At 55.6% G+C, this 21,799-nt stretch carries 13 protein-coding genes; 6 read left to right on the top strand and 7 right to left on the bottom strand.

What is annotated here, in order from left to right; all coding sequences use genetic code 11:
* Positions 1–92: 92 nt before the first annotated feature.
* Complete coding sequence (locus ABD971_RS22070) at positions 93–788, bottom strand: GntR family transcriptional regulator (protein WP_339937719.1); 696 nt, start codon at positions 786–788, stop codon at positions 93–95.
* A 457-nt stretch (positions 789–1,245) separates the two neighbouring features.
* Between ABD971_RS22070 and ABD971_RS22065 the strand changes: the two genes are divergently transcribed.
* A complete protein-coding gene (locus ABD971_RS22065) occupies positions 1,246–2,739 on the top strand; it encodes an SLC13 family permease (protein ID WP_345325617.1) in 1,494 nt (497 codons plus the stop codon).
* Positions 2,740–3,016: 277 nt separating this feature from the next.
* Here ABD971_RS22065 and ABD971_RS22060 read toward each other — a convergent pair whose 3' ends face one another.
* Together ABD971_RS22060 and ABD971_RS22055 are read right to left on the bottom strand one after the other, a co-directional pair.
* A complete protein-coding gene (locus ABD971_RS22060) occupies positions 3,017–4,372 on the bottom strand; it encodes a Gfo/Idh/MocA family protein (RefSeq protein ID WP_345325615.1) in 1,356 nt (451 codons plus the stop codon).
* A 112-nt stretch (positions 4,373–4,484) separates the two neighbouring features.
* Positions 4,485–5,552 carry a DMT family transporter gene (locus ABD971_RS22055; RefSeq protein WP_345325613.1) on the bottom strand — a complete coding sequence of 356 codons (1,068 nt, stop codon included), beginning with the start codon at positions 5,550–5,552 and terminating at the stop codon, positions 4,485–4,487.
* Between the two features lie 219 nt (positions 5,553–5,771).
* Between ABD971_RS22055 and purB the strand changes: the two genes are divergently transcribed.
* Positions 5,772–7,199, top strand: a complete 1,428-nt coding sequence (purB, locus tag ABD971_RS22050) for an adenylosuccinate lyase (protein WP_345325611.1) — start codon at positions 5,772–5,774, stop codon at positions 7,197–7,199.
* An 88-nt stretch (positions 7,200–7,287) separates the two neighbouring features.
* On the opposite strand, the gene ABD971_RS22045 is transcribed toward purB, so the two are convergent.
* Entirely contained in the window at positions 7,288–8,019 is a 732-nt protein-coding gene (locus ABD971_RS22045) for an AraC family transcriptional regulator (protein WP_345325609.1), read from the bottom strand.
* 125 nt (positions 8,020–8,144) lie between these two features.
* Here ABD971_RS22045 and ABD971_RS22040 point away from each other — a divergent pair, with 125 nt between their 5' ends.
* Positions 8,145–11,327 carry a DUF1553 domain-containing protein gene (locus tag ABD971_RS22040; protein WP_345325607.1) on the top strand — a complete coding sequence of 1,061 codons (3,183 nt, stop codon included), beginning with the start codon at positions 8,145–8,147 and terminating at the stop codon, positions 11,325–11,327.
* 4 nt (positions 11,328–11,331) lie between these two features.
* A complete protein-coding gene (locus ABD971_RS22035; RefSeq protein ID WP_345325605.1) occupies positions 11,332–12,762 on the top strand; it encodes a DUF1501 domain-containing protein in 1,431 nt (476 codons plus the stop codon).
* Here ABD971_RS22035 and ABD971_RS22030 read toward each other — a convergent pair.
* Positions 12,752–13,834 (bottom strand): DinB family protein, encoded by a 1,083-nt coding sequence (locus ABD971_RS22030; protein ID WP_345325603.1) that lies wholly within the window; start codon positions 13,832–13,834, stop codon positions 12,752–12,754. The genes ABD971_RS22035 and ABD971_RS22030 overlap by 11 nt on opposite strands.
* A 363-nt stretch (positions 13,835–14,197) precedes the next feature.
* Between ABD971_RS22030 and ABD971_RS22025 the strand changes: the two genes are divergently transcribed.
* The gene (locus tag ABD971_RS22025) at positions 14,198–15,163 is read left to right on the top strand and encodes a fatty acid desaturase family protein (protein ID WP_345325601.1); all 966 of its coding nucleotides are present in this window, start codon (positions 14,198–14,200) and stop codon (positions 15,161–15,163) included.
* Positions 15,164–15,550: 387 nt separating this feature from the next.
* On the opposite strand, the gene mfd is transcribed toward ABD971_RS22025, so the two are convergent.
* The gene (gene mfd / locus ABD971_RS22020; protein WP_345325599.1) at positions 15,551–18,871 is read right to left on the bottom strand and encodes a transcription-repair coupling factor; all 3,321 of its coding nucleotides are present in this window, start codon (positions 18,869–18,871) and stop codon (positions 15,551–15,553) included.
* Positions 18,872–18,982: 111 nt separating this feature from the next.
* Here mfd and ABD971_RS22015 point away from each other — a divergent pair, with 111 nt between their 5' ends.
* Complete coding sequence (locus tag ABD971_RS22015) at positions 18,983–20,029, top strand: Gfo/Idh/MocA family protein (protein ID WP_345325597.1); 1,047 nt, start codon at positions 18,983–18,985, stop codon at positions 20,027–20,029.
* Between the two features lie 254 nt (positions 20,030–20,283).
* Here ABD971_RS22015 and ABD971_RS22010 read toward each other — a convergent pair whose 3' ends face one another.
* Positions 20,284–21,708 carry an oxidoreductase gene (locus ABD971_RS22010; RefSeq protein ID WP_345325595.1) on the bottom strand — a complete coding sequence of 475 codons (1,425 nt, stop codon included), beginning with the start codon at positions 21,706–21,708 and terminating at the stop codon, positions 20,284–20,286.
* Between the last annotated feature and the right edge of the window lie 91 nt (positions 21,709–21,799).

Below are 21,799 nucleotides of genomic sequence, written 5' to 3'. Positions count from 1 at the left end.
ATGATTAAGAGACTGCTCGTTTCCCTCTGCTGCGGGAACAGAACTCTTGACCTGTATCCGCTGCGGCTCGGGGCTGGACTGGGACAGCAGCGTTACGCGTCGCCGTTTTCATTGCCGTCGATTTCGATCAGCGAGACTTTCAAACCGTTGCGGATATGAGCCGCTGCGGCCTCGCGAGCGGCGTCGGCATCGTGTTTTTTGATTGCCCGAAAGATCTTTTGGTGATCTTTGCAGGTTCGTTTCATCGCAACGACGTCATGACGATGTCGGCGGATTCCAAACACTCGCGTTAAGACCTGCGATTGAGACGCGGTGTGGACGAGCGCCTGATTTCCAGTGGCTTCGATGATCAACATGTGAAATTGATAATCGGCTTTGTCAAATTGACCTTTAATCCGCTTGCCCGCGAACTGAGCTGAGGATTTCTCTTGTTTCGCGGTTAACTCTTCCATCCGAGTCAGTTCGGCTTGAATCTTGGCAATCTGGTCCGGCGTGGCCCGTTCCGCAGCCCGAGCCGCCGTGTAGGGCTCGATGACTTCGCGAACTTCGTAGATATCGATTAAGGCGGCACGATCAAGCGAGCGTACGATGGCTCCCATGTTAGGAACCAGATCGACCAAGCCTTCGTTGGCGAGCTGACCGGCGGCTTCTCGCACTGGCGTTGCACTGACTCCGATTTCTTTGCCGATCGGACCATACAGCAGACGAGCGCCCGGTTCAAAATCGCCTGAGATCAACTTGTTTCGTAGATGCTGATACGCACGGCTGGCGTTGGTTTCGGTGCTCATATTGGGAACCCAATTTTCTAACAGAAAAGAAATTGTCGCTTCGACGACCTTTATTCTAGCGTTTACTAATCGTTTAGCAGAGACGAGTAACGTTGAAAATTGCCGAGCATTTCGCCGCATGGATTCGCAGGAAACGTTTGTCTGGTCCGGCCACAGTCGCGACGACATACCCGCTCGGACGATTTGGCAGAAATCAGACGTCTTTCCAGCGTTTCAGCAGCCGATTTACTACGATTCCAACGCAGTGCAAGCAGGTGGAACGCTCTCAATTCCCCCTGTTCCTATCTTCAATGCAGCGATGTTCTGCGAGAGTGTCTGCGACAAAAGGCCCTTCCCCCCTCGGATCCGCTACACTGTTGAGCTTCAATGACGGTGTTCAAATCCCCCAGCGTCGTCAGCTTGATCTCGCTCTATACCCTTTCCTACCTCGAATTGCTTTAGCCTGGAACTCGCTGGAATGCTGCACTTTCGCGCTCTCTGTACCGCTGCCGGAATCGCTGTAGGGTTTCTCGTCTATGGACTGTGCGTGACGACGTTTGGGCTTTCGCATCCCGCCGCGGTCACTGCCGCAGTGACCTCGCTGTGTGGCGTTTGGTGGTGCACCGAGGCGGTTCCGATCCCGGTCACGTCGCTGGTTCCGTTTGTCGTATTTCCCTTTGCCGGGGTGTTAGACCATCGCCTGCTCGCCGAAGCCTATGGCGACAAGTTCGTGCTGTTGTTCATGGCCGGATTTATGATCTCACGAGCCGCCGAACACTCGCAAACCCATTTGCGAGTCTCGCATGGCTTGATGAAGTTGTTAGGGACAAGTTCCCAGCGACGTATTGTGCTCGGTTTTTTGGCCGCCACGGCATTTTCGAGCATGTGGATCTCGAATACCGCAACGGCGCTGATCATGTTGCCCGTCGCGATTGCGGTACTACACGAACAGAAGGACTCGCGGCTGCACGTGCCGCTGTTGTTGGCAGTCGCATATGGATCGAGCATCGGCGGGATTGCGACGATTATCGGAACGCCTCCCAATGGCGTGTTTGTCTCGATTTACGAGCAACAGAACGAGCGAACCGTCGATTTTTTCTCGTGGCTGAAAGTGGGCGTGCCCGTCGCAGCGATCATGATTGTGGTGACCGGCGTGTTGTTAACACGTGGCTTGTCGCGAAGCTGTTCGATGCAGCTTCAAGATCTCGGCCGCTGGACAAGTGCTCAGCGACGTGTGCTGGGCGTGTTGTCGTTGACCGCGTTTCTGTGGATCACTCGCAGCGCCCCCTATGGCGGATGGTCGGCACTGTTTAATGTCCCGATGGCTCATGACGCCACCGTTGGACTGGCCGCCGTGATCGTGTTGTTTTTGATCCCCAGCGGCACCACGACCGGTCATCAATCAAAAAATGGTAAAACAGCCGAGCGTGTGGAGGCCGACCGATTGCTCGATTGGCAAACCGCGCGAGACATTCCCTGGGGTATTTTGATTCTGTTCGGAGGCGGATTGGCGATCGCCAAGGCGGCCGAAGTGACGGGGCTTTCCGTCATCATCGGCAGCCAGTTCTCGCACCTATCGGGACTCCATCCGCTCTTGCTAATTGCGGTGATCTGTTTGACGGTGACGTTTTTGACCGAGGTCACCTCCAACACAGCGACAACGACGTTGTTGATGCCGATCCTGGGCGCGGCGGCCGAGGGTGCGGGCTACAATGCTGCGTTCTTGATGGTTCCGGCGGCGTTGTCCGCAAGTTGCGCGTTCATGTTACCCGTGGCGACGCCGCCCAACGCGATCGTGTTTGGATCCGAACAATTGACCGTCCGCGACATGGCCAAAGCGGGATTCGCTTTGAACTTGATCGGGGTCATTGTGATTTCAGTGGTATGCTATTTCGTTGTCGATTCCCAACACGGCATCGGCCACGCTGTTGCCGCTCCCGCGATCGAAATCGAACCGACACCGACTCGCTAAGCGGAACGCTGCGAAGCAATTCCTGTAGCGGAACTCGTCAAGAGTTTCGGGGGCATACGTCGTTAAAACGAAAGTCTTGGCGACTTCCGCTACGCTAAATTAGCACAACTCTAGAAGCAAAATGCTTCACAGCGTTGCGCTAAGCGGCTCAGCATCAGTCATCCCAGACAATGATCTGAGCCGACGGCGTTTGCCGTGGTGAGCGCCAATATCGCAGGAAACATCCCCGTGGCTAACGCCGCCGGATCAAATAAAGATTGACGTTGGCCCGTATTTTTTAACCCGCTGGATGTTGATACGGCTCGCGATAGGGACGCCGGAGCATCTTCGTCGCTTCCTCATCCCCAACGACCGTATTCGTCAGCGGATCAAATTCCAGCGTCCGGCCCAACGCGAGTGCATTGTTGGCCAGGATGCACGAGGCACTACTGATGTGGCCTTGTTCAATATCGGCAACGGGTTTGGATCGATCATCGATTGCATTGAGAAAGTCTCGCATGTGCCCGCGGATTGCCGATGCGACGTGCAATTCCATATTCCATTTGTCGGCATCCGATTGATCGCTCGGATATTGATCGAGTTCGATGACGGCGTTGCCGGTTAGTTTTTGTCCGCCTGAACGCGGGATGAATTCATACTTCTGAACGCTTAACTTCAACGTTCCTTTGGATCCATAAATGATGCCGGCCCAGGGAAATTCGGGATCCGGTGCCGATCCCCAACTGCGGTGTGTCCAAACCACATTGAGATCTTCAAAATCGAAGGTGGCGGTTTGCGTATCGGTGATATTGGCGATCGAATCGGTATCGACCAAGATCCCACCCGCACTACTGATGCGACGAGGCCATCCGAGGCCAAGTTGCCAGCGAACCATATCGAGCATATGCACACACATATCGCCAACGATGCCATTTCCATACTCCATAAACGCCCGCCAAGAACGTGGATGAATCAGTTCGTTGTACGGACGCAGGGGTGCGGGACCGGTCCAACGATCAAAGTCCAAAGAGGGCGGCGGCGCGATGGTTGGCGGATTTTTCTTGGCTCGCATGTGGTAGTAACAACACACTTCGGCGAACGCCACATCGCCGAGCAATCCAGCGTCGACGACTTTTTGTTTCGCTTCGATCAAGTGAGGCGTACTGCGTCGTTGCGTTCCGACTTGCACCACTCGCCCTGTGCGACGCGCGGCATCCAACATCGCTCGACTCTCGAGCACATCGACCCCCGTGGGCTTTTGAACATAGACATCAGCTCCGGCCTCCACTGCGGCGATCATCGCAAGTGCGTGCCAATGGTCCGGCGTTGCGATCAAGACGATATCAAGATCTTTCTCGGCGAGCATCTCTTTGTAATCGGCATACACGCGGGGGCGTTTTTTGGAAACTTGTCGCGACTCGATAAGCCCCGCTGCTTCATCAAGCATGTTGGCATCGACATCACACAGCGACACCACCTCGACCGGTTCAATGTTGATCAGTTGCAGTAGATCGCACTTGCCGTACCAGCCACAACCGATCAAACCGACGCGGCGAGGCTTCGCAGCAGCAGGTGCGGCAGCACGCGCGGTGTGGGCAGTCGTTGCAATCGAGGCAAGTGCGGCGGTGCGAGTGAGAAAGTTTCGGCGATCCATAATGCTTCGTTTCTTGAGGAGGAGATACGTTTCGTAGAAGACTCAAACGCCGCCATCATCTTAACAGACTCGATCGAGCCGTTGCTGCCGATTCATCCGCTGGATCGTGTGATTAGGACGCGGTGGCTATTTTCTCGGGCCTTTTTTCGGGCCTCTTTTCAGGCCACAAGGCAAGGATATTGGCGACCAGCACGAGCGATCCGCCGATCAGCAGCGGCGTGCTGAATTCTTCGTTGGCGTAGTGAACCGCGCACCACGCACTGAGCATCGCGGGGATAAACATGGCCCAGGTGGACGCGAACAAGGGTTCACACGTGTAGATCACCGCGGCTTGCCCCGCGGTCAAACGTGGTTGGTACTTGTTCATCCAAACAAATGCCACCAGCGAGGGAAAGAAACACAGCACGCCTAGCAGCAGATAGAACCGCGGCTGCAATGCCAGTGCGGTCCAGCCACCGGTTGCCGTTTCCGGCACTGGCAGACTCAGCCCCGCGAAGACGATCATTGCCAAGATCGCTGTCGTGCCGAACATACTTGGCGTGAACAACACCGACTCGTAGCGTTTTCCAAACACGTCCACCAGCAAGATTTGAGCACTAAAGAACAACGTGGCCAACGTGGTCAAGGAATCCCCCACCGTCCACCGCGACAACGCATCGCTGGCGAGTGAAATCTGACCATCCTGGATCACGATCAGTCCAGTCAACGTCGCGACTCCGGCCAACGCCACCAAGGCACCAAGCATGACACAGCGGCGTGGCAATTGTTTCCGAAGCAGTGTGTTGATTAGCGGCGTGATGATCACCACCAAACTCGTCAAAAAGCCACTCCGCGACGCAGGGATCGTGGCTAATCCAATGACTTGCAGCAGCAGCCCCAAGAAAAACATGACGCCAATCGCTGCACCGGCCAACAGATGAGGCAGCTGCACACGACGCAGCGTGCCTCGCAGTAAGATCGCAAACAGTCCAAACGCGATCGCGAACCTCAACCCAATCAACCACGATGCTGAACTTGTCCGCAGCCAACCCGACGCAGTCAACTCGGTGACGGCGAAATGATCATCCACTTGAAGGTTCAAGCACTTCATGATCGGAAACGAGGCCCCCCACATCGCATTGACTAAGACCAACGCAATGATCGCTTGACGTCGTTCGTTTGGGGTGGTGCCTTGGTTCATGATGAATCAAATTCGCAGGAGGGTTGACCAAGGTTTGCAGAGCAGGATGGGGGGACAGGAAGACCGCGAACGCGAGATGGGAATCGGGGAAAAACGAAGGAAATCACGGTAGATTTCGCTCCGAAATAGGCCGATGCTTCACGCGACGCAGTCCAAAGCGTATATTCCGGCACTTCGTTTGTGAATGAGCTTTCCCCCATCTCTGTCAGGAGTCCCAACGTGTCGACCGATCTCCCCAATATTCTTGCATCGCGTTACGCGAGTGAAGCGATGGTGAAAATCTGGTCGCCCGCAAACAAGGTCGTTCTTGAACGGGAATTGTGGATTGCCGTACTGGAGGCTCAAAAGGACCTCGGGGTTCACGTTCCTGACGGGGTGATCCAGGCGTACCGCTCGGTGATCCACAACGTCGACTTGTTTGCCATCGACGCCCGCGAACGAGTCACCAAGCACGATGTGAAAGCCCGCATCGAAGAATTCAACGAATTGGCGGGCCACGAGCACATCCACAAAGGGATGACATCACGCGACTTGACCGAGAACGTCGAGCAGCTGCAGATTCGTTCGGCACTGAATCTGGTTCGTGACCGCATCGTCACCGCACTGTCGTTGGTGGCGGAACGAGCGGCAGAATACAGCGAGCTAGCCATTGCCGGTCGCAGCCACAACGTCCCCGCGCAAGTCACCACCGTGGGTAAACGGTTCGCCAATATCGCCGAAGAGTTGTTGGTCGCCTACGATCGAATTGACAATTTATTGGTTCGCTATCCGCTGCGAGGCATCAAAGGCCCCGTCGGCACTCAGCAAGACATGCTCGATTTGTTCCAAGGTGACGCTGGCAAACTGGATCAACTCGATAGCCGGATCGCGAAATCACTTGGCTTTGAATCATGTTTCGATTCGGTGGGCCAAGTATATCCACGATCACTAGACTTTGACGTGATCTCGGCGCTGACCCAGCTTTCGTCAGCGCCCGCCAACTTTGCTCGCACATTGCGATTGATGGCCGGTGCAGAATTGGCAACCGAAGGGTTCAAACCAGGTCAAGTCGGTTCGTCGGCGATGCCTCACAAGATGAACGCTCGCTCGGCCGAACGGATCGACGGATTCAACGTGATCTTGCGTGGCTATTTAACGATGGTCGGCGGATTGCTTGGCGATCAATGGAACGAAGGCGACGTCAGCTGCAGTGTTGTCCGCCGTGTGGCGATTCCGGACGCGTTCTTGGCGATCGACGGACAACTCGAAACGTTCCTGACCGTGCTGGTGGATTACGGTGCCTACCCTGCTGTGATCGACCGCGAATTGCGTCGCTACTTGCCGTTCCTGGCGACGACCAAGATTCTCGTTGCTGCGGTCAAAGCGGGCGTGGGCCGAGAAACAGCACACGAAGCGATCAAGGAACATGCGGTATCTGCGGCGCTCGCGATGCGTGAAAGCGGACGCGATGACAACGATTTGATCGAGCGATTGGCTGGCGATGATCGCATCCCAATGGATGCCGAAGCTCTGAACGCGGCGATCGGCGATCCCAAGCAATTCATCGGCAACGCCACGACTCAGGTGCAAAACGTGATCTCGCGAATCGAAGCGATCACCAGCAAAAATCCTGAAGCGGCAAGCTATCGACCGGGTTCGATTTTGTAGGCGTGCCGATGGTCGCCGGATGTGTCGGACATCCCTGTGTAGATTTCCGACGTCGGGCGGCTTTCTTGACCACCGACGTCGCGCGACATTAGCTTCGATACTGCGATGGCGAGCAATTCATGATCCGGCGAAAGCTGCGGCTAAAGTGGGCATGGTCATAGAAGCCACACGCGTGCGCAATTTCAGATACGGTTTGCTCGGTTTCCAATAACAACTTTGCGGCATGCTCAATCCGCACGCGGACGAGATACTGGCGTGGCGAGGCGCCAAAGGCGTGACGAAATCGCCGCTCGAAGTGGCTGACCGAAAGCCCCGCCATGTCGGCCAGCAGCTGGGTGGAAAGATTGTCGGCGAAATGCGTGTGTAGGTGCGCGATCACGTTGGCAAAGGCATCCACGGTGCCCGATGGAGTTTGAATGCGTTCAATCTGACGCGAAAAACCCGCCACTCCAATCACGCGTCCACGCCGATCTCGCAGCGGTACCTTGCTGGTCATCACCAACCGCGGCGATCCGGCATCCTCGGGAGCACTTTCGACACGATTGGCGATCGCTTCGCCCGATTCCATCACCAACCTATCGTCGGCGCGGTACTCGTCGGCGCGTGACTTGGGAAAAAAGTCGTGATCCGTCTTTCTAATCGCCTCCGCCTCGGACGCCACCCCGCAGTACTCGCAGCCTCGCCGATTCAGCGACATAAAACGGCCTTGGCGATCTTTTACGAAGAACGACAGCCCCGGCAAATAGTCGAACAGCGCAAACGCTTGGTCACTCGGACCAAGTTGCTCAAAAAAGGTCTCACGCAAACCGGTATTTTTCATAGCTGGATTTTACACCGTTTTAAGTCCGTCGTGCAAGACAATTCGGTTACCCGCGGCGATAATGGGTGCGAATGAGCCACAGATTTCGCATTCCTATCTTCTTCTTTACAGAGCCCCCCATTCCGATGCCACGCCCCGCACTGATCACGTTGCTGACGAGCTGGTTTGCTGTTTTGACTGCACCGGTTCTGTCGGCCAAAGAGCTTGATTTCAATCGCGATATTCGCCCAATCTTGTCAGACAAGTGTTACTTTTGTCACGGCCCGGACACCAATACGCAGGAAGCGGGATTGCGGCTCGATTCACGCGAGGAAGCGATTGACGTGATCGAATCGGGCGATCTGGTCGAGCGGATCACCAGCGACGATCCCGACATGTTGATGCCGCCGCCGGGATCCAAAATCGAGCTAAGCGAAGAGGAAAAACAAACGATTCAAGCCTGGGTCGAGCAGGGTGCCGCGTATGAAGGTCACTGGGCATTTGAACTGCTGCCCGACGCGGTGGACGTTCCTGCGGTGATGCAGGAACAGTGGTGTCGTCAAACGCTCGACCGCTTTGTGTTGGCACGAATGGAATCTGAGAATCTGACGCCTAATCCCGAGGCAGCACCGCTACGTTGGTTACGGCGGGTGACGTTGGATTTGACCGGACTGCCGCCAACCACCCAAGCGATCGCCGACTTTGAAGCGGCGCTGCAAACATCGGGTGAACGAGCGTACGAAGCGGCCACCGATTCGTTACTCGATGCGGCGGCTTTTGGCGAACACATGGCGGTCGCTTGGCTCGATGCCGCTCGCTATGCCGATTCCTACGGCTATCAATCGGACAAACTTAATACACAGTGGCCTTATCGCGATTGGGTGGTCGAGGCATTCAACGAGAATCTTCCATATGACCAATTTTTGACATGGCAAATTGCCGGCGATCTGCTTGAAAATCCCACTCGGCAACAGCGGGTTGCGACTGCGTTCAATCGCATTCACCGCTTGAACAACGAAGGGGGCGCAGTGTTCGAGGAATGGCGACTCGAAAACGTTTCCGATCGGGTTCATACCTTTGGTACGGCGGTGCTCGGGTTGACGATGGAGTGTTGTCGATGCCACGACCACAAGTACGATCCGATTCCGATGCGTGATTACTATTCCTTGTCCGCGTTCTTTAATTCGATCGATGAAAGTGGTGTTTATGACCGCACTGAAAAAGTGCCGTGCCCGTCGATGTTATTACCAACCGATGAACAACAAGCCGTCTTGGAGGAAGCAGAGCGAAACCTGACCGCAGCCGAACAGGTGTATCAGCAGTCACTTGTCGAGGCACGAAAACGCTGGGAAGCATGGACGCCCGCGTCGGCGGATGATCTAAGCATTCCCGATCTTCGACTCGCCTTGTCGTTTGATCGCGACTTTGACAATTCGCTCAAATCGATCTATCACCCCTCCGAGTCGGACCGAGCTTGGACGTCGATGCCGCAGCGTGTCGAGGTCAGCGACGCGTCGGTCGCCCGGCTTGATCCGCACTTGGCAGCGGACACCAAGGAACTCAAAGCGGTGCCTCCGCGAGGAGCACTGAAACTCGATGGCGAGCGTGGGGTGACGACGCACGGAATCACGCCGTTTGACCGTTGGTTGCCGATGTCGGTGGTCGTGACGATGCGTGAGACCAAGCGAAGTCCGCTGCGCAGCCTCATCGCTCATCACACTCGCGGTACCGATTGCGGCTACAACGGCTGGGATTTGACGATCGAAAACGGTTATCTCGAATCACGTATGGCTCGCGTTTGGCCCGGCAATGCGATCAGCGTTCGCACGGTCGATCCAATTCCGATGGACGAGTGGCATCAAATCACGGCTACCTATGACGGATCATCAAAGGCCGCCGGACTGAAGCTGTACCTGAACGGTCGACCGCTGGCGACAACGACCGTGCGCGATCAGTTAAAGAAGAGCTGCAACGTGCTTGTTGACCATGGCGGCGAATTTGTAGTGGGACAACGCTTTCGCGCCCGTGGTTTGGACGGTGGGTTGATTGACGATGTTCGTGTCTACGAGCGAGCGCTAACGAAAATCGAATTACAGCGACTGGCTCGCGGCGAGACCGAAACGCATGACGGCAAACCGAGCTTTGAATATTTCGCCTCGGCGATAGATGAAACGACGCGTGCGGCGATGCAATCGCTGACAGCCGCACGCAAAGATTTTGTGATGGCGGAAGAGGCCATGAATGAGATTCCGATCATGGATGAAACCGACTTGCCACGCCCGGCCCATGTGTTGGCCCGCGGCGAGTACGACGCCCCTAAAAATGAAGAAACGCGGGTCACGCGAGAAACGCTCTCTGGGCTTCCGCTCGCTTTTCCTGAAAACGCTCCGAACAACCGACTGGGCTTGGCACAGTGGGTGACCGATCCGAAACATCCGCTTACCGCGCGAGTGGCCGTCAACCGTTTGTGGGGCAATTTCTTCACCGCCCCACTAGTGCGAACCCCCGAGAATTTTGGGTCGCAAGGCGATTTGCCAACGCACCCCGAGCTACTCGACTGGCTCGCTCGCGATTTCATCGAACACGGATGGGATGTCAAACGCATCTGCAAAACTATCGTACTGTCGGCCACCTATCGTCAAGATTCTGCGGCGACGCCTGAGCAGATCGAAGTCGATCCGACCAATCGCTTCCTCGCTCGCGGACCGGCCCATCGTTTGGCAGCCGAGCAGATTCGCGATTTGGCGTTGACCGCGTCGGGGCTACTGAATGCTCAGATCGGCGGTCCTCCGGTATCACCGTACCAACCGGGTGAAGACCTTTGGAAAGAATCCAACGGCATGTCGCCGCCCTACCAACAATCGGTCGGCAAGGCGTTGTACCGCCGCTCGCTGTACTCGGTTTGGAAACGGACCGCACCGCTGCCGAACATGATGGCGTTTGACTCGACGACACGCGAAGTCTGCACCGTAAAACGCTCGCGAACCAATACACCTCTGCAAGCTTTGGTGCTGCTGAACGATGTGCAGTTTATCGAGACCGCGCGAGTGATGGCTCAGCAGCTGCTGAAACAGCACGCCGACGCTCCACTGGAAACGGCTTTCCTGAAATTGGCTGGACGGGAACCGGATGAACTCGAGCTATCCACATTGCAGCAATTACTCAATGACGAACAGGCCTACTACAGCGAAAACCCAGAGGCTGCGACGGAGTTGTTGTCCGTAGGCGAGGCCAAGCTTGCGAATGACACAGATCCCAGCCAACTGGCCGCGTTGACGAACGTTTGTCAAGCGATCCTAAACCTCGATGCCACTATTTGGAAACGATAAAGCCATGTCACTGGATCCTTTTGCCGTAAACCGACGGCACTTTTTCAAGAACAGTTGCACCGGTGTGGGTGTCGCGGCACTCGCGAGTTTGTTAGGCAGCGACACACAAGCATCTGCCGCGTCGCACGGCGGAGCGACCGGCACTCACTTTGCCCCCAAAGCGAAGCGGATTATCTATCTGTTTCAGTCCGGTGGCCCGGCGCAGCAGGATTTGTTTGACTACAAACCGCTGCTCAATGAAATGAACGGCCAGGAATTGCCGCCGGAAGTTCGTGGCCAACAGCGGTTAACGGGCATGTCCGTAAATCAGTCGTCACTGCCGATTGCGGGATCGCATTTCAAGTTTTCTCGGCATGGCGAAAGTGGTGCTTGGCTGAGCGATTTGCTGCCCTATCACCGTGACATTGTGGATGACGTCTGTTTTATCAAGTCGATGCATACCGAAGCGATCAATCACGATCCGGCGATCACGATGTTTCAAACCGGTTCACAGATCGCAGGTCGACCGTCGCTCGGATCATGGCTGTCCTACGGATTAGGCAGCGAGAACCAAGACTTGCCGGCGTTCATTGTGTTGGTTTCGGCAAATCAAGGTGGACAACCGCTTTACGCCCGATTGTGGGGCAATGGATTCTTGGATTCGAAGTACCAAGGCGTCCAGTTTCGCGGCGGTAGCGATCCCGTGTTGTACTTGTCTAATCCCGAGGGCATCCCGGCATCCCGCCGCCGAGCTCAATTGGATGCGATCAAAACGCTGAACCAGCACCAGTTTGAAAAGGAATTGGACCCCGAAATCGAATCTCGAATTTCGCAATACGAGATGGCGTTCCGGATGCAAACCAGCGTTCCGGATGCCGCCGATTTTTCGGACGAGCCCGAGTCGACATTCGAATTGTATGGCGATGATGCCAAGCAACCGGGTACGTTTGCCGCGAACTGCTTACTCGCACGACGCTTGGCAGAGCGGGATGTGCGATTCATTCAGTTGTACCACCAAGGTTGGGACCAGCACTCGAACCTGCCCAAACAAATCAAGGGACAAGCCCAGGAAACCGACCAAGCGTCGGCAGCTCTGGTGAAGGACTTAAAACGCCTCGGACTGCTCGACGATACGCTGGTGATTTGGGGAGGCGAATTTGGCCGCACCTCCTACACCCAAGGCGTGCTAACAAACGACAACTACGGCCGCGACCATCACCCGCGATGCTTTACCACGTGGATGGCCGGCGGCGGAATCAAACCGGGTATGACCTACGGGGCGACCGATGAATTCGGCTACAACGTCGTGGAAAACGGCGTTCACGTCCATGACTTCAACGCCACCCTTTTGCATCTGATGGGTATCGACCATGAACGTTTGACTTACAAATACCAAGGACGACGTTTCCGATTGACCGACGTCCACGGCCATGTACTCGATGACATCATTGCTTGACGGTTGGTTCGGGAAGGTCGTCGATCGCATACAGCAAATCAATATTCGTCCATTCCGCACCGACGTGACGGAACATATTGATCAACTGGGCACGGTGATGAGTGCCATGCAAGGCGAGATGTGGGATCGATTCTCCCACCCGAAATCGCGTGTGGGGTCCGCCGGCAGCAATCTCGACAATCCGCTCTGCCTCGTTGTCATCGACATTGGCGATAAACGCGTTTCGCTGCGCGATGTAGCCGGGCCAGGTTTCACTTAACTCGGCAACACTTGTGCTTTCGGGAGTTTGGGGAAACGGCCGAGGACCGTCATTCCAATTCGTGATCCACCATGCCTCGGCATCCATCAGATGCAAAAGCGTCTTGCGAATCGAACCTGGCCCCATCGCGAAATCGCGATCGAGTTGTTCGTCGGTTAGTGATGCTGAAAACGCCAACACCTTGCGGGTTGCCCAGTCGTTGTACTGAAATTGCCGAGTGACCCATTCTGCGTCCCACGGACATCGTTCGTTGCTAGGCTCAGAGACTTCTAAACCATACGCTTTTAAACTTGCCTTCGCTTCGGGGCTTTGCGTCACGGCGTGTTTGGCAAGTCGATAGAAGCAATAGTCGATGCCAGCGACGACGGTGCGGTCAAACTGTTTCAAGTAGTTCAGAGCTTGAGCACGATGATGAACGCCATGGTTGACGACATGCAACAACAAGTCGCTCAACCGATGATCGAAGGGCGTTTGTGTACTGTCTTGGTATTCAACGCGTCGACTCCATCGGTTCGCTTGTTCTGCCATCATCAGCTCACGTCGACTGTGAGCGACATGTTTCAGTCCGTCCGCGATCGCAGCGACTGACATTCCTTCGGGGTCTTTGGGGAACGGACGCCACGGCACTCCCTGCCATCGTTCCATCCAAATGACTTCGGCGGTCAGGATATGAAACAACGTCGCCCGCAGGGTTCCAAATCCCATTTCACGTGGCATATCGAGCTGCGCGTCCGAAAGTCCGCTGCAAAGTGCAATGACCTTGTCGTTTGCCCAGTCGTTGTAGGCGTAAAGGTCGTCCATTAATCCCAGCATAACGAGTGTCCCTGTGAGTTAACCGTCAAAGGTGGTTGCAAATGGAAACAAGATCATTCCGCGACGCGGACGTCGTGCCCGCCCGTGAAGGAACGATTTGTCACACGCAGCTGACATCATACTGAACACGAACAGCAAATTAAACATCGACGGCGAGCAACTCTGCGGGACACCAATTGAGAATCCTCGATTGACAACCGCTTAGGTTGCCGTAGTCTGTTCGCAGGTTCACACTTTGAGTTGAAAAACCTCGCCATACGCGACGCCATTTGATAGTACGGTGTTCGTGATTTTCCGGGGCAAACTCCATTCTCATAGCGTGTCCATTCTCTGCAGCCCACGTTCAACGGAGGGATCGCTACGATGTCACTACACAACCACGCCGATTTTCGATCGGTTTTGTGGGTCCTGATCGCCATAACGTTGGTGGCGATTCAATATTCGGACCCGAGTTGGGTGATTTATTTAAGTCCGATCAGCTGCTATTTAGCGATCGCGTGCGGCACGATTTCTCATAATCACAACCATCGAGCCACGTTCAAGTCACCGCGTTGGAACCATTTATTTGGTCACGTTCTGACTCTCTTCTACGGCTACCCAACGCTGATGTGGGTACCGACACATAACTTGAATCATCATCAATTCGTGAACCGTCCCGGCGATGCGACGGCAACATGGCGTTACACCAACAAACATAGCATTTGGGTCGTACTGAGCTATCCGTTCGTCTCGGGCTATTTTCAAAGCTTTCCGATTCGCGAGTACATCGAAAAGGTCAAAACCCGCAAGCCGAAGCTGTATGCCCGGATCCGTTTCCAATACGTCGTTTGGATGGGCGGCTACATCGGGCTGGGTGTATTAGCCGCCGTGCTTTACCACAATCAACAAACAGGACTTGGATTGTACTTGTGGTTTTTCTCGGTCATTTTGCCGGCGATTTTGTCGAGCACGGTGATCATGTTCTTTAACTTCATCCAGCATATCCACACCGACGCATGGTCCGAGCATGACCATTCCCGCAACTTTACCGGATGGTGGTTTAACTTTCTGTTTTTCAATAACGGCTACCACACCGCCCACCACGACCACCCCGGAATGCACTGGAGTGAATTACCGCGGGCCCATGCGGCGATCGCAGCAACCATTGATCCACAACTCAACGAACGCAATTTGTTTTGGTTCGTGTTCCGGCAATACGTGCTAGCACCGGTGTTCCCCTCGCTGGGCACTCATCAAATCGGCCCGGTTCCAGGCGAAGGGCACAAGCCAGAGACGCCGCAGATGGAACGTCCCGAGCCGGCCGCCGAGTTAGTGGGACGTGACGCGTAAGTTTTGCGATGCCAAGAAACCAACGGGCCAAAGGCCCGGCCATTTGCCAGCCGACGTCAGTAGATCCGAATAAATGGCCGGACCGTTGGCCCTACAATTCATTGGTTTTCTTGGTCCCAGCCCGTTGGGCTGGGCTAGGTAAACGTCCGGGGCTTTGCCCCTAAATAAAAATGCGCAACATCAAAACTGATGCGTTGGGTTGTGATTTGTCGGGCAAGAAATCCTTGGACTAAAGTCCAAGGCTATCGCATAAGGTGCGTTCGGCACGAAAAAACGGAGGGAGTGGATGCGTCAGCGACTGATTTGGCATCCCTGACTATTCCCGTGAGCAACGAAGCGTGACTGAAACTCTTGGCGAGTTTCGCTACGGAATTGGCTGCTCTAACCTTAGCCGAGATGCAGCGCGGCCCGCGCTAGCTGCAACCAACTTGTTCCTGCCACATCGACTTCCATGTCATAGTCTTTGGTCGGAATGTAGGCGCGGCGGTGATCGACGATTCGAATCGCGATCGAACTTTGCCGTACCAACTGCTCGATCCTTTTTCGGTCGGTGTAATGCAGCACAATGAAACGAGCATCCGAGGTGATCGATGCGATCTGCCACGCGGCGGCGTCGAGCCGTAATTCGGCGAGTTCGAGCATCCGCTTGGCAGGCTCGGGAAGCACGCCGAATCGGTCTCGCAACTCGGTACGCACCTCCTTGATCTGCGACGCATTTTCGATCTTCGCGATGCGGCGGTACAGATCGATTTTGTGTCGCAGGTCCGGCACATAATCTTCGGGCAGATAGGCTTCCACCGGCAAATCGATATCGACTTCGGCCGACAATTTCGGTGGCAACTTCTGAGCTTGGCGAACGGCATCTTCAAGCAACTGGCAATACATCTCGTAACCGACGGCGGCGATATGGCCGCTCTGTTGGCTGCCCAGCAAGTTACCGGCCCCACGAATTTCGAGGTCACGCATCGAAATCGCGAACCCGGCGCCCATGTGACTAAACTCTTCGATCGCGCGGAGTCGTTTGGAAGCCTCAGGGGTCAGATGTTTGTGCGGCGCGACCATTAAATATGCGTAGGCTTGATGTTTATAGCGTCCCACACGGCCTCGCAATTGATGCAGATCGCTCAAACCATAACGATCCGCGTCGTCGATAAAAATCGTATTCGCATTGGGAATATCGATGCCACTTTCGACAATCGTGGTGGCCAGCAGCATGTCAAACTTGTGCTCGATAAAGTCGACCATCACGCGTTCCAGTTCGCCTTCGCCCATTTGGCCATGGCCGATCCCGATGCGGACTTCGGGGACGATGCGGCGGATTTTCTCCGATACGGTGTGCATATCACCGATGCGATTGTGAATAAAGAACAACTGGCCGCCACGATTCAATTCTCGGACAATCGCGGTGCGGATCATTTGATCCTCCCAACGCGTGACCTTGGTTTCCACCGCCATCCGTTCGGCGGGCGGCGTTTCCAGGTTGCTGATGTCGCGGACACCGACGAGTGCCATGTGCAGTGTTCGCGGGATCGGCGTCGCGGACAGTGTCATCACGTCGACATTGCTGTGCAGCGTTTTCAACCGTTCTTTGACCGCCACCCCGAACCGCTGCTCTTCGTCGACGACCACTAAACCAAGGTTAGCAAAGTCCACATCCTTGCTGGCCAAACGGTGCGTTCCGACCACGATATCGACTTTGCCGCGGCGAATATCTTTGACTGTTTGCCGTTGTTCGGCAGCGGTACAAAACCGGCTCAACTTAGCAATCTCGACCGGAAACTCGGCCATTCGCTCGCAAAAACTGTGGTAATGTTGTTCGGCCAACACGGTCGTCGGCACCAGCACCGCGACCTGATAACCGCTGGTGACCGCTTTGAACGCGGCCCGCATCGCGACCTCGGTTTTGCCAAACCCGACGTCACCACAGATCAGCCGATCCATCGGTTTGGGCGTCTCCATATCCACTTTGGACGCATCGATCGCGGTGACTTGGTCGTCGGTTTCGATATAAGGGAAACTGGCGTCGAATTGGCGTTGCCACGCGGAATCCGAATCGAAAGCGATCCCACGGCGTGACGTTCGCTCGGCTTGCATTTCCAAAAGTTCGCTTGCCATGTCGGTGACAGCTGACTCGGCCGCTTTGCGTTGTCGCTGCCAAGCTTGGCTGCCGATTTTGGCAAGCCGTGGCTGTGTCTTGGTGCCGCCGACGTAACGCTGGACCAACCCGATTCGCGAAGCGGGAACATAGATCTTGCTGCCGCCATCGAACTCGATCGTCAAGTGTTCGAGATGTTGCCCATTTTTTTCAATGTGCTGCAGTCCACGATACAGACCGATGCCGTGCGAGAGATGAACGACCAGATCGCCCACTTCGAGCTGCAACAGATTTGCAATCGGTTTGCTGCGAGCTCGCGTTTGCCGGCGTCGGACCGGGCTGCGATGAAACAGCTCGGCACCGGTCAACACCAAGACCTCGGCGCTGGCCAAGCGGAATCCACCACTCAGCTCGGCGACGGTCAAATGCAAACGGCCTTGCGATTGTGCATTCGTTTCGCGAAGCAATTCCGACAATCGCTCGCTATCGGCCGCGGTGTCGCCGACCAGAATGATATCATGGTTATCGGCGATCGTATCGATTCGCTTACACGCTTCGTCCAGCGTGACGGCGAACCCGTCGGCGCTGGCGGATCGCAGGTCGACAACGGCGCCATCAACCGCCTCGTTCAACGAACTCGCAATCGCAATCGGAAACCGCTGTAGCGAAGCGATCAAATCGTCAAACGGGACGAAACGCGGGTCGCCGCCCGAGCGATCGATGATCGCATCGGCGGACGTTTTGCAGTCGTGGGGATCGACCAACACGACGAGGGTATCGTCGGGTAGATAATCGGCGAGCAATCCGAAGGAATTGGTTTCGGCGTCCGTTTTCTCTTCGATGTCTTCGCCGCTGATCGCAGTGATTTCGACTTCGCGGATCGACTCGATACTGCGTTGGCTGCCAAGATCGAAGCGGCGGATCGATTCAATTTCGTCCCCAAACCACTCGATCCGCAGCGGATTGGGTTGATCGGCCGAAAAAATATCCAAGATGCCACCGCGAGTGGCAAATTCGCCGGGAAATTGGACCGCGGTGGTTGCCGCGAAGCCGGCTTCGGCAAGCCAACGGCGAATCGCCTCGGGATTGACCTCCTCGCCCACCTTCAGCACTCGTGTTGCCGAATCGAGCCGCTCGGGCGATGGGACTCGCTGCATCGCTCCGCCGATAAATGCGGTCACCAGCAGCGGGTTGGGGTCCTCGGAGGTTCGATCCTGCAGTCGCTGCAGCACCTGCAGCCGCTCGGCAAATTCGGCATCGCGGTGGTGATGATTGCCCGAGGATTGGCCACCCGAGGAGAGTGGCAGCGAGATCGAATCGGTCAAACCAAATGCAACCGCGTCGCCGGCGACGATATCGGCGTCCGCCGCATTGGGCAGCAACACCAACACATTAGGTTTGTGCTGAGCAATCGCGGCGGCCAACAGACCGCGAATCGAGCCCCAAACGCCATCAAAAGCCAGCGAAAGGTTCGTTGAACGGCGAGAGGGTTTGCCCGAGGCCAATTTTCGGGGGCGAAGTTTCTTTACGTGCGCAGCGATCCCCGCAGCCTCGTCCAGTAAACGGGGCAATTCATGCAAACTCTTCGCGGTCGTGACAGCGGCGTCAGCCAAGCAGGCACCGTGATCGCAGGTAGTAAAGAAGCTATAGAAAAAGTATCGTGTGAGAGCAAATCTGGAAACACCACCAAAAGAAACATTCACCCCACTACAGAAGCGAAAACGATGACGATTGGGATTGGCATTATCGGTTGCGGCATGATCGCAGGCTTTCACTCCAAGGCAATCAAGGACGCCAAAGGCGCAAAATTGGTGGGCTGTGCCACTCGAAATCCGGAGCAAGCGGCGGCGTTTGCCGAAAAGAATGGCTGCAAATCGTACGAGTCGATCGAAGCGATGTTAGCCGATCCCGAGATTCAAGCGGTTTCGATCTGCACCCCCAGCGGTGCTCATCGCGACCCCGCCGTGTTGGCCGCCCAGGCTGGGAAGCACGTGATCGTCGAAAAACCACTCGAAATCACCGTCGAGCGTTGTGATCAGATCATCCAAGCGTGCGAAGATGCCGGCGTCCGGCTGGCCGTGACGTTCCAGAGCCGCTTTCATGAGTCAAGCAAAATCATGAAAAAGGCAGTCGAGGAGGGCCGCTTCGGCAAAATCACCATGGGCGATTCCTACGTGAAGTGGTATCGCACGCAAGATTATTACGACAGCGGTGCATGGCGCGGCACGTGGGAACTCGATGGCGGCGGAGCGCTGATGAACCAAGCGATCCACAGCGTCGATCTGCTGCTGTGGTTGATGGGCGACGTGGTCGAAATCAGCGCGATGATGGACACGATGACTCACGAGCGAATCGAAGTCGAAGACGTGGTGGTCGCCAATTTGCGATTCGCCAATGGGGCACTCGGCGTGATCGAAGCGACGACGACCGCCTACCCAGGAGCGCTCAAGCGGATTGAAATCAGCGGCAGCGAAGGCACCGCCGTCCTGGAAGAAGAAGACATTCGCGATTGGCAATTTGCCAACGAAACGGAAAAGGATGCCGAGATTCGCAAAACGATGGCGGGCAAGACCGAGACGGGTGGCGGCGCCGCGGATCCATCGTCGATTGGCCACCACGGCCACACCATGTTGTTCGAAGAGTTTGTCTCGTCGATCAACGAAGATCGCCCTTGCTCGATCGATGGTCGCGAAGGTCGTCGCAGTATCGAAGTGATCCGGGCGATCTACGAAAGCGCCAAAACCGGCAAACGAGTGAAGCTGGGATCGTAAAGAATCCAACGAAGAAATGAGGGCATGATCGTAGTGGATCTTGCAAAAGATCCTCTTCAAACGGCCTCCCAGAACCATTGTCGCCCGGCGTTCCACCATTGTCGCCCAGCTTTCCAAGCTGGAAGCGTTGCAGTGAACCTTCGCTTGCGGATGGAACGAGGGGACGCTCGCTCGGGCGATCCAGCGTGACGCACGCTAACGGCTTGGAAAGCCGTGCGACAATGCGAGGCATCAACGCCAAGATCACGGAGCGATTAGCCGTCGCTTTTTAGAGCCGCTAATTGCTTGCGTTCGGGCATCGCTTTGTAGAAAGGATCCAGCGGATAACATCCGCTGACGATGCCATTTCGAGGTGCGGTCGTGCAATCGCTGAAGGTACGGCACACCTTCTTTCGCGTCATCACGTTGCCATCGATCACATCGGCGGGTAAATCGGGATACGACAACACCATGCGTCCCAGTCCGATCGAATCGGCCATTCCGGTTCGCACCACGGCTTGCCCAACATTCGGCAACCAGTCTTGCAAATAGGTGTATCCCGATCCCACGATTGTCAAATTGGGATGCATTTGTTTGATTTTTGCGGTCGCTTGAATCTGGCGAACGACTCCGACCAAGGGATCTTCGGGCGGTTGATAGCCATCACTCGGCGGGAAGTACGCTGGCCGTTGAATGTGCGGATTGTAGTACGGGCTGCCCGCGGTCGAACAAACCAATTCAATCCCCAGCGATTCAAACAACGACATCAGTCGCGACGGATCGTTCAAATCCATCCCGGCGCCGGAACCATCGCCACCGAACATCAATTTCGGATTGGCATTGGGCTCAGGAATCCCCACGCGATCATTGCCAGGTTTGTAGGGCACGAAGTCAAAAATGCTGACACGAACGCCGATTTCTAACTGCGGAGCTTCCGAGCGAATTCCGGCAACAATGTCTCGCAAAAACCGGGTGCGATTTTCAAACGAGCCTCCAAATTCGCCCGCTCGATCATGTCCCCCTAACAATTCGTGCCCGAGGTAGCCATGACAATGTTTGACATCGACAAAGCGATAACCGGCCCGTTGGGATCGCACGGCAGCTGCGATGAAATCTTCGATCAACCTTTTGAGATCATCATCGCTAAGCAGTTTTGAATCGTCGGTGATCCCGAATCGCGGATCGAGTCCAGGGTTGCGCTGTGCGATCAAAGGTTCGGCGCGAGCTTTTTCATTCGGACGGGCGAAACGCCCAGAATGGGTCAACTGCAGACCGACAAGCAAGTCATCGCTGTTGCCGAATCGCTCTTCGTGAGCGGCAACCAAATCGTGCCGCAGCGATTCGATCGACGCCAAATTCGACTCGGTCATGATCAACTGGTTCGGATTCGCCCGCCCGTCATGTCGCACCGCAACCGCCTCGCCACCCCAGATTAATTTGGCACCGCTGATGCCAAAATTCTTCCAGCGGCGACGTGTTAGCTCGCTTGGTTTGCCATCGGTCGTGCCGTCCCAACCTTCCATCGGAAGAATACAAAATCGATTCCCGATCACATCGTGCTTGAGTTGAATCGGTTGTGCGAGCGGTGATTCTTCTCCTTGCTGGACGTTTTCATCACTCGGCAACTTAAGTCCCAGTTCCGCAAGCCGGGAGATGAATTGATCGTGCGTTTTTAGACTTGCGATTCGTGGGTAAGCCATGGGGGATTCTTCTCGGAAAACAAACAGGTCGACAGCTAGACCCCCAAGATACTCGATTCCACCAGCATTGTCGCGATCACGTGTTTGCGCC

This window comes from Novipirellula rosea (assembly GCF_039541335.1).
Taxonomy (GTDB): domain Bacteria; phylum Planctomycetota; class Planctomycetia; order Pirellulales; family Pirellulaceae; genus Novipirellula; species Novipirellula rosea.
Note: the sequence above shows the minus strand (reverse complement) of the source record. Positions and strands in the feature narration are given on the sequence as shown.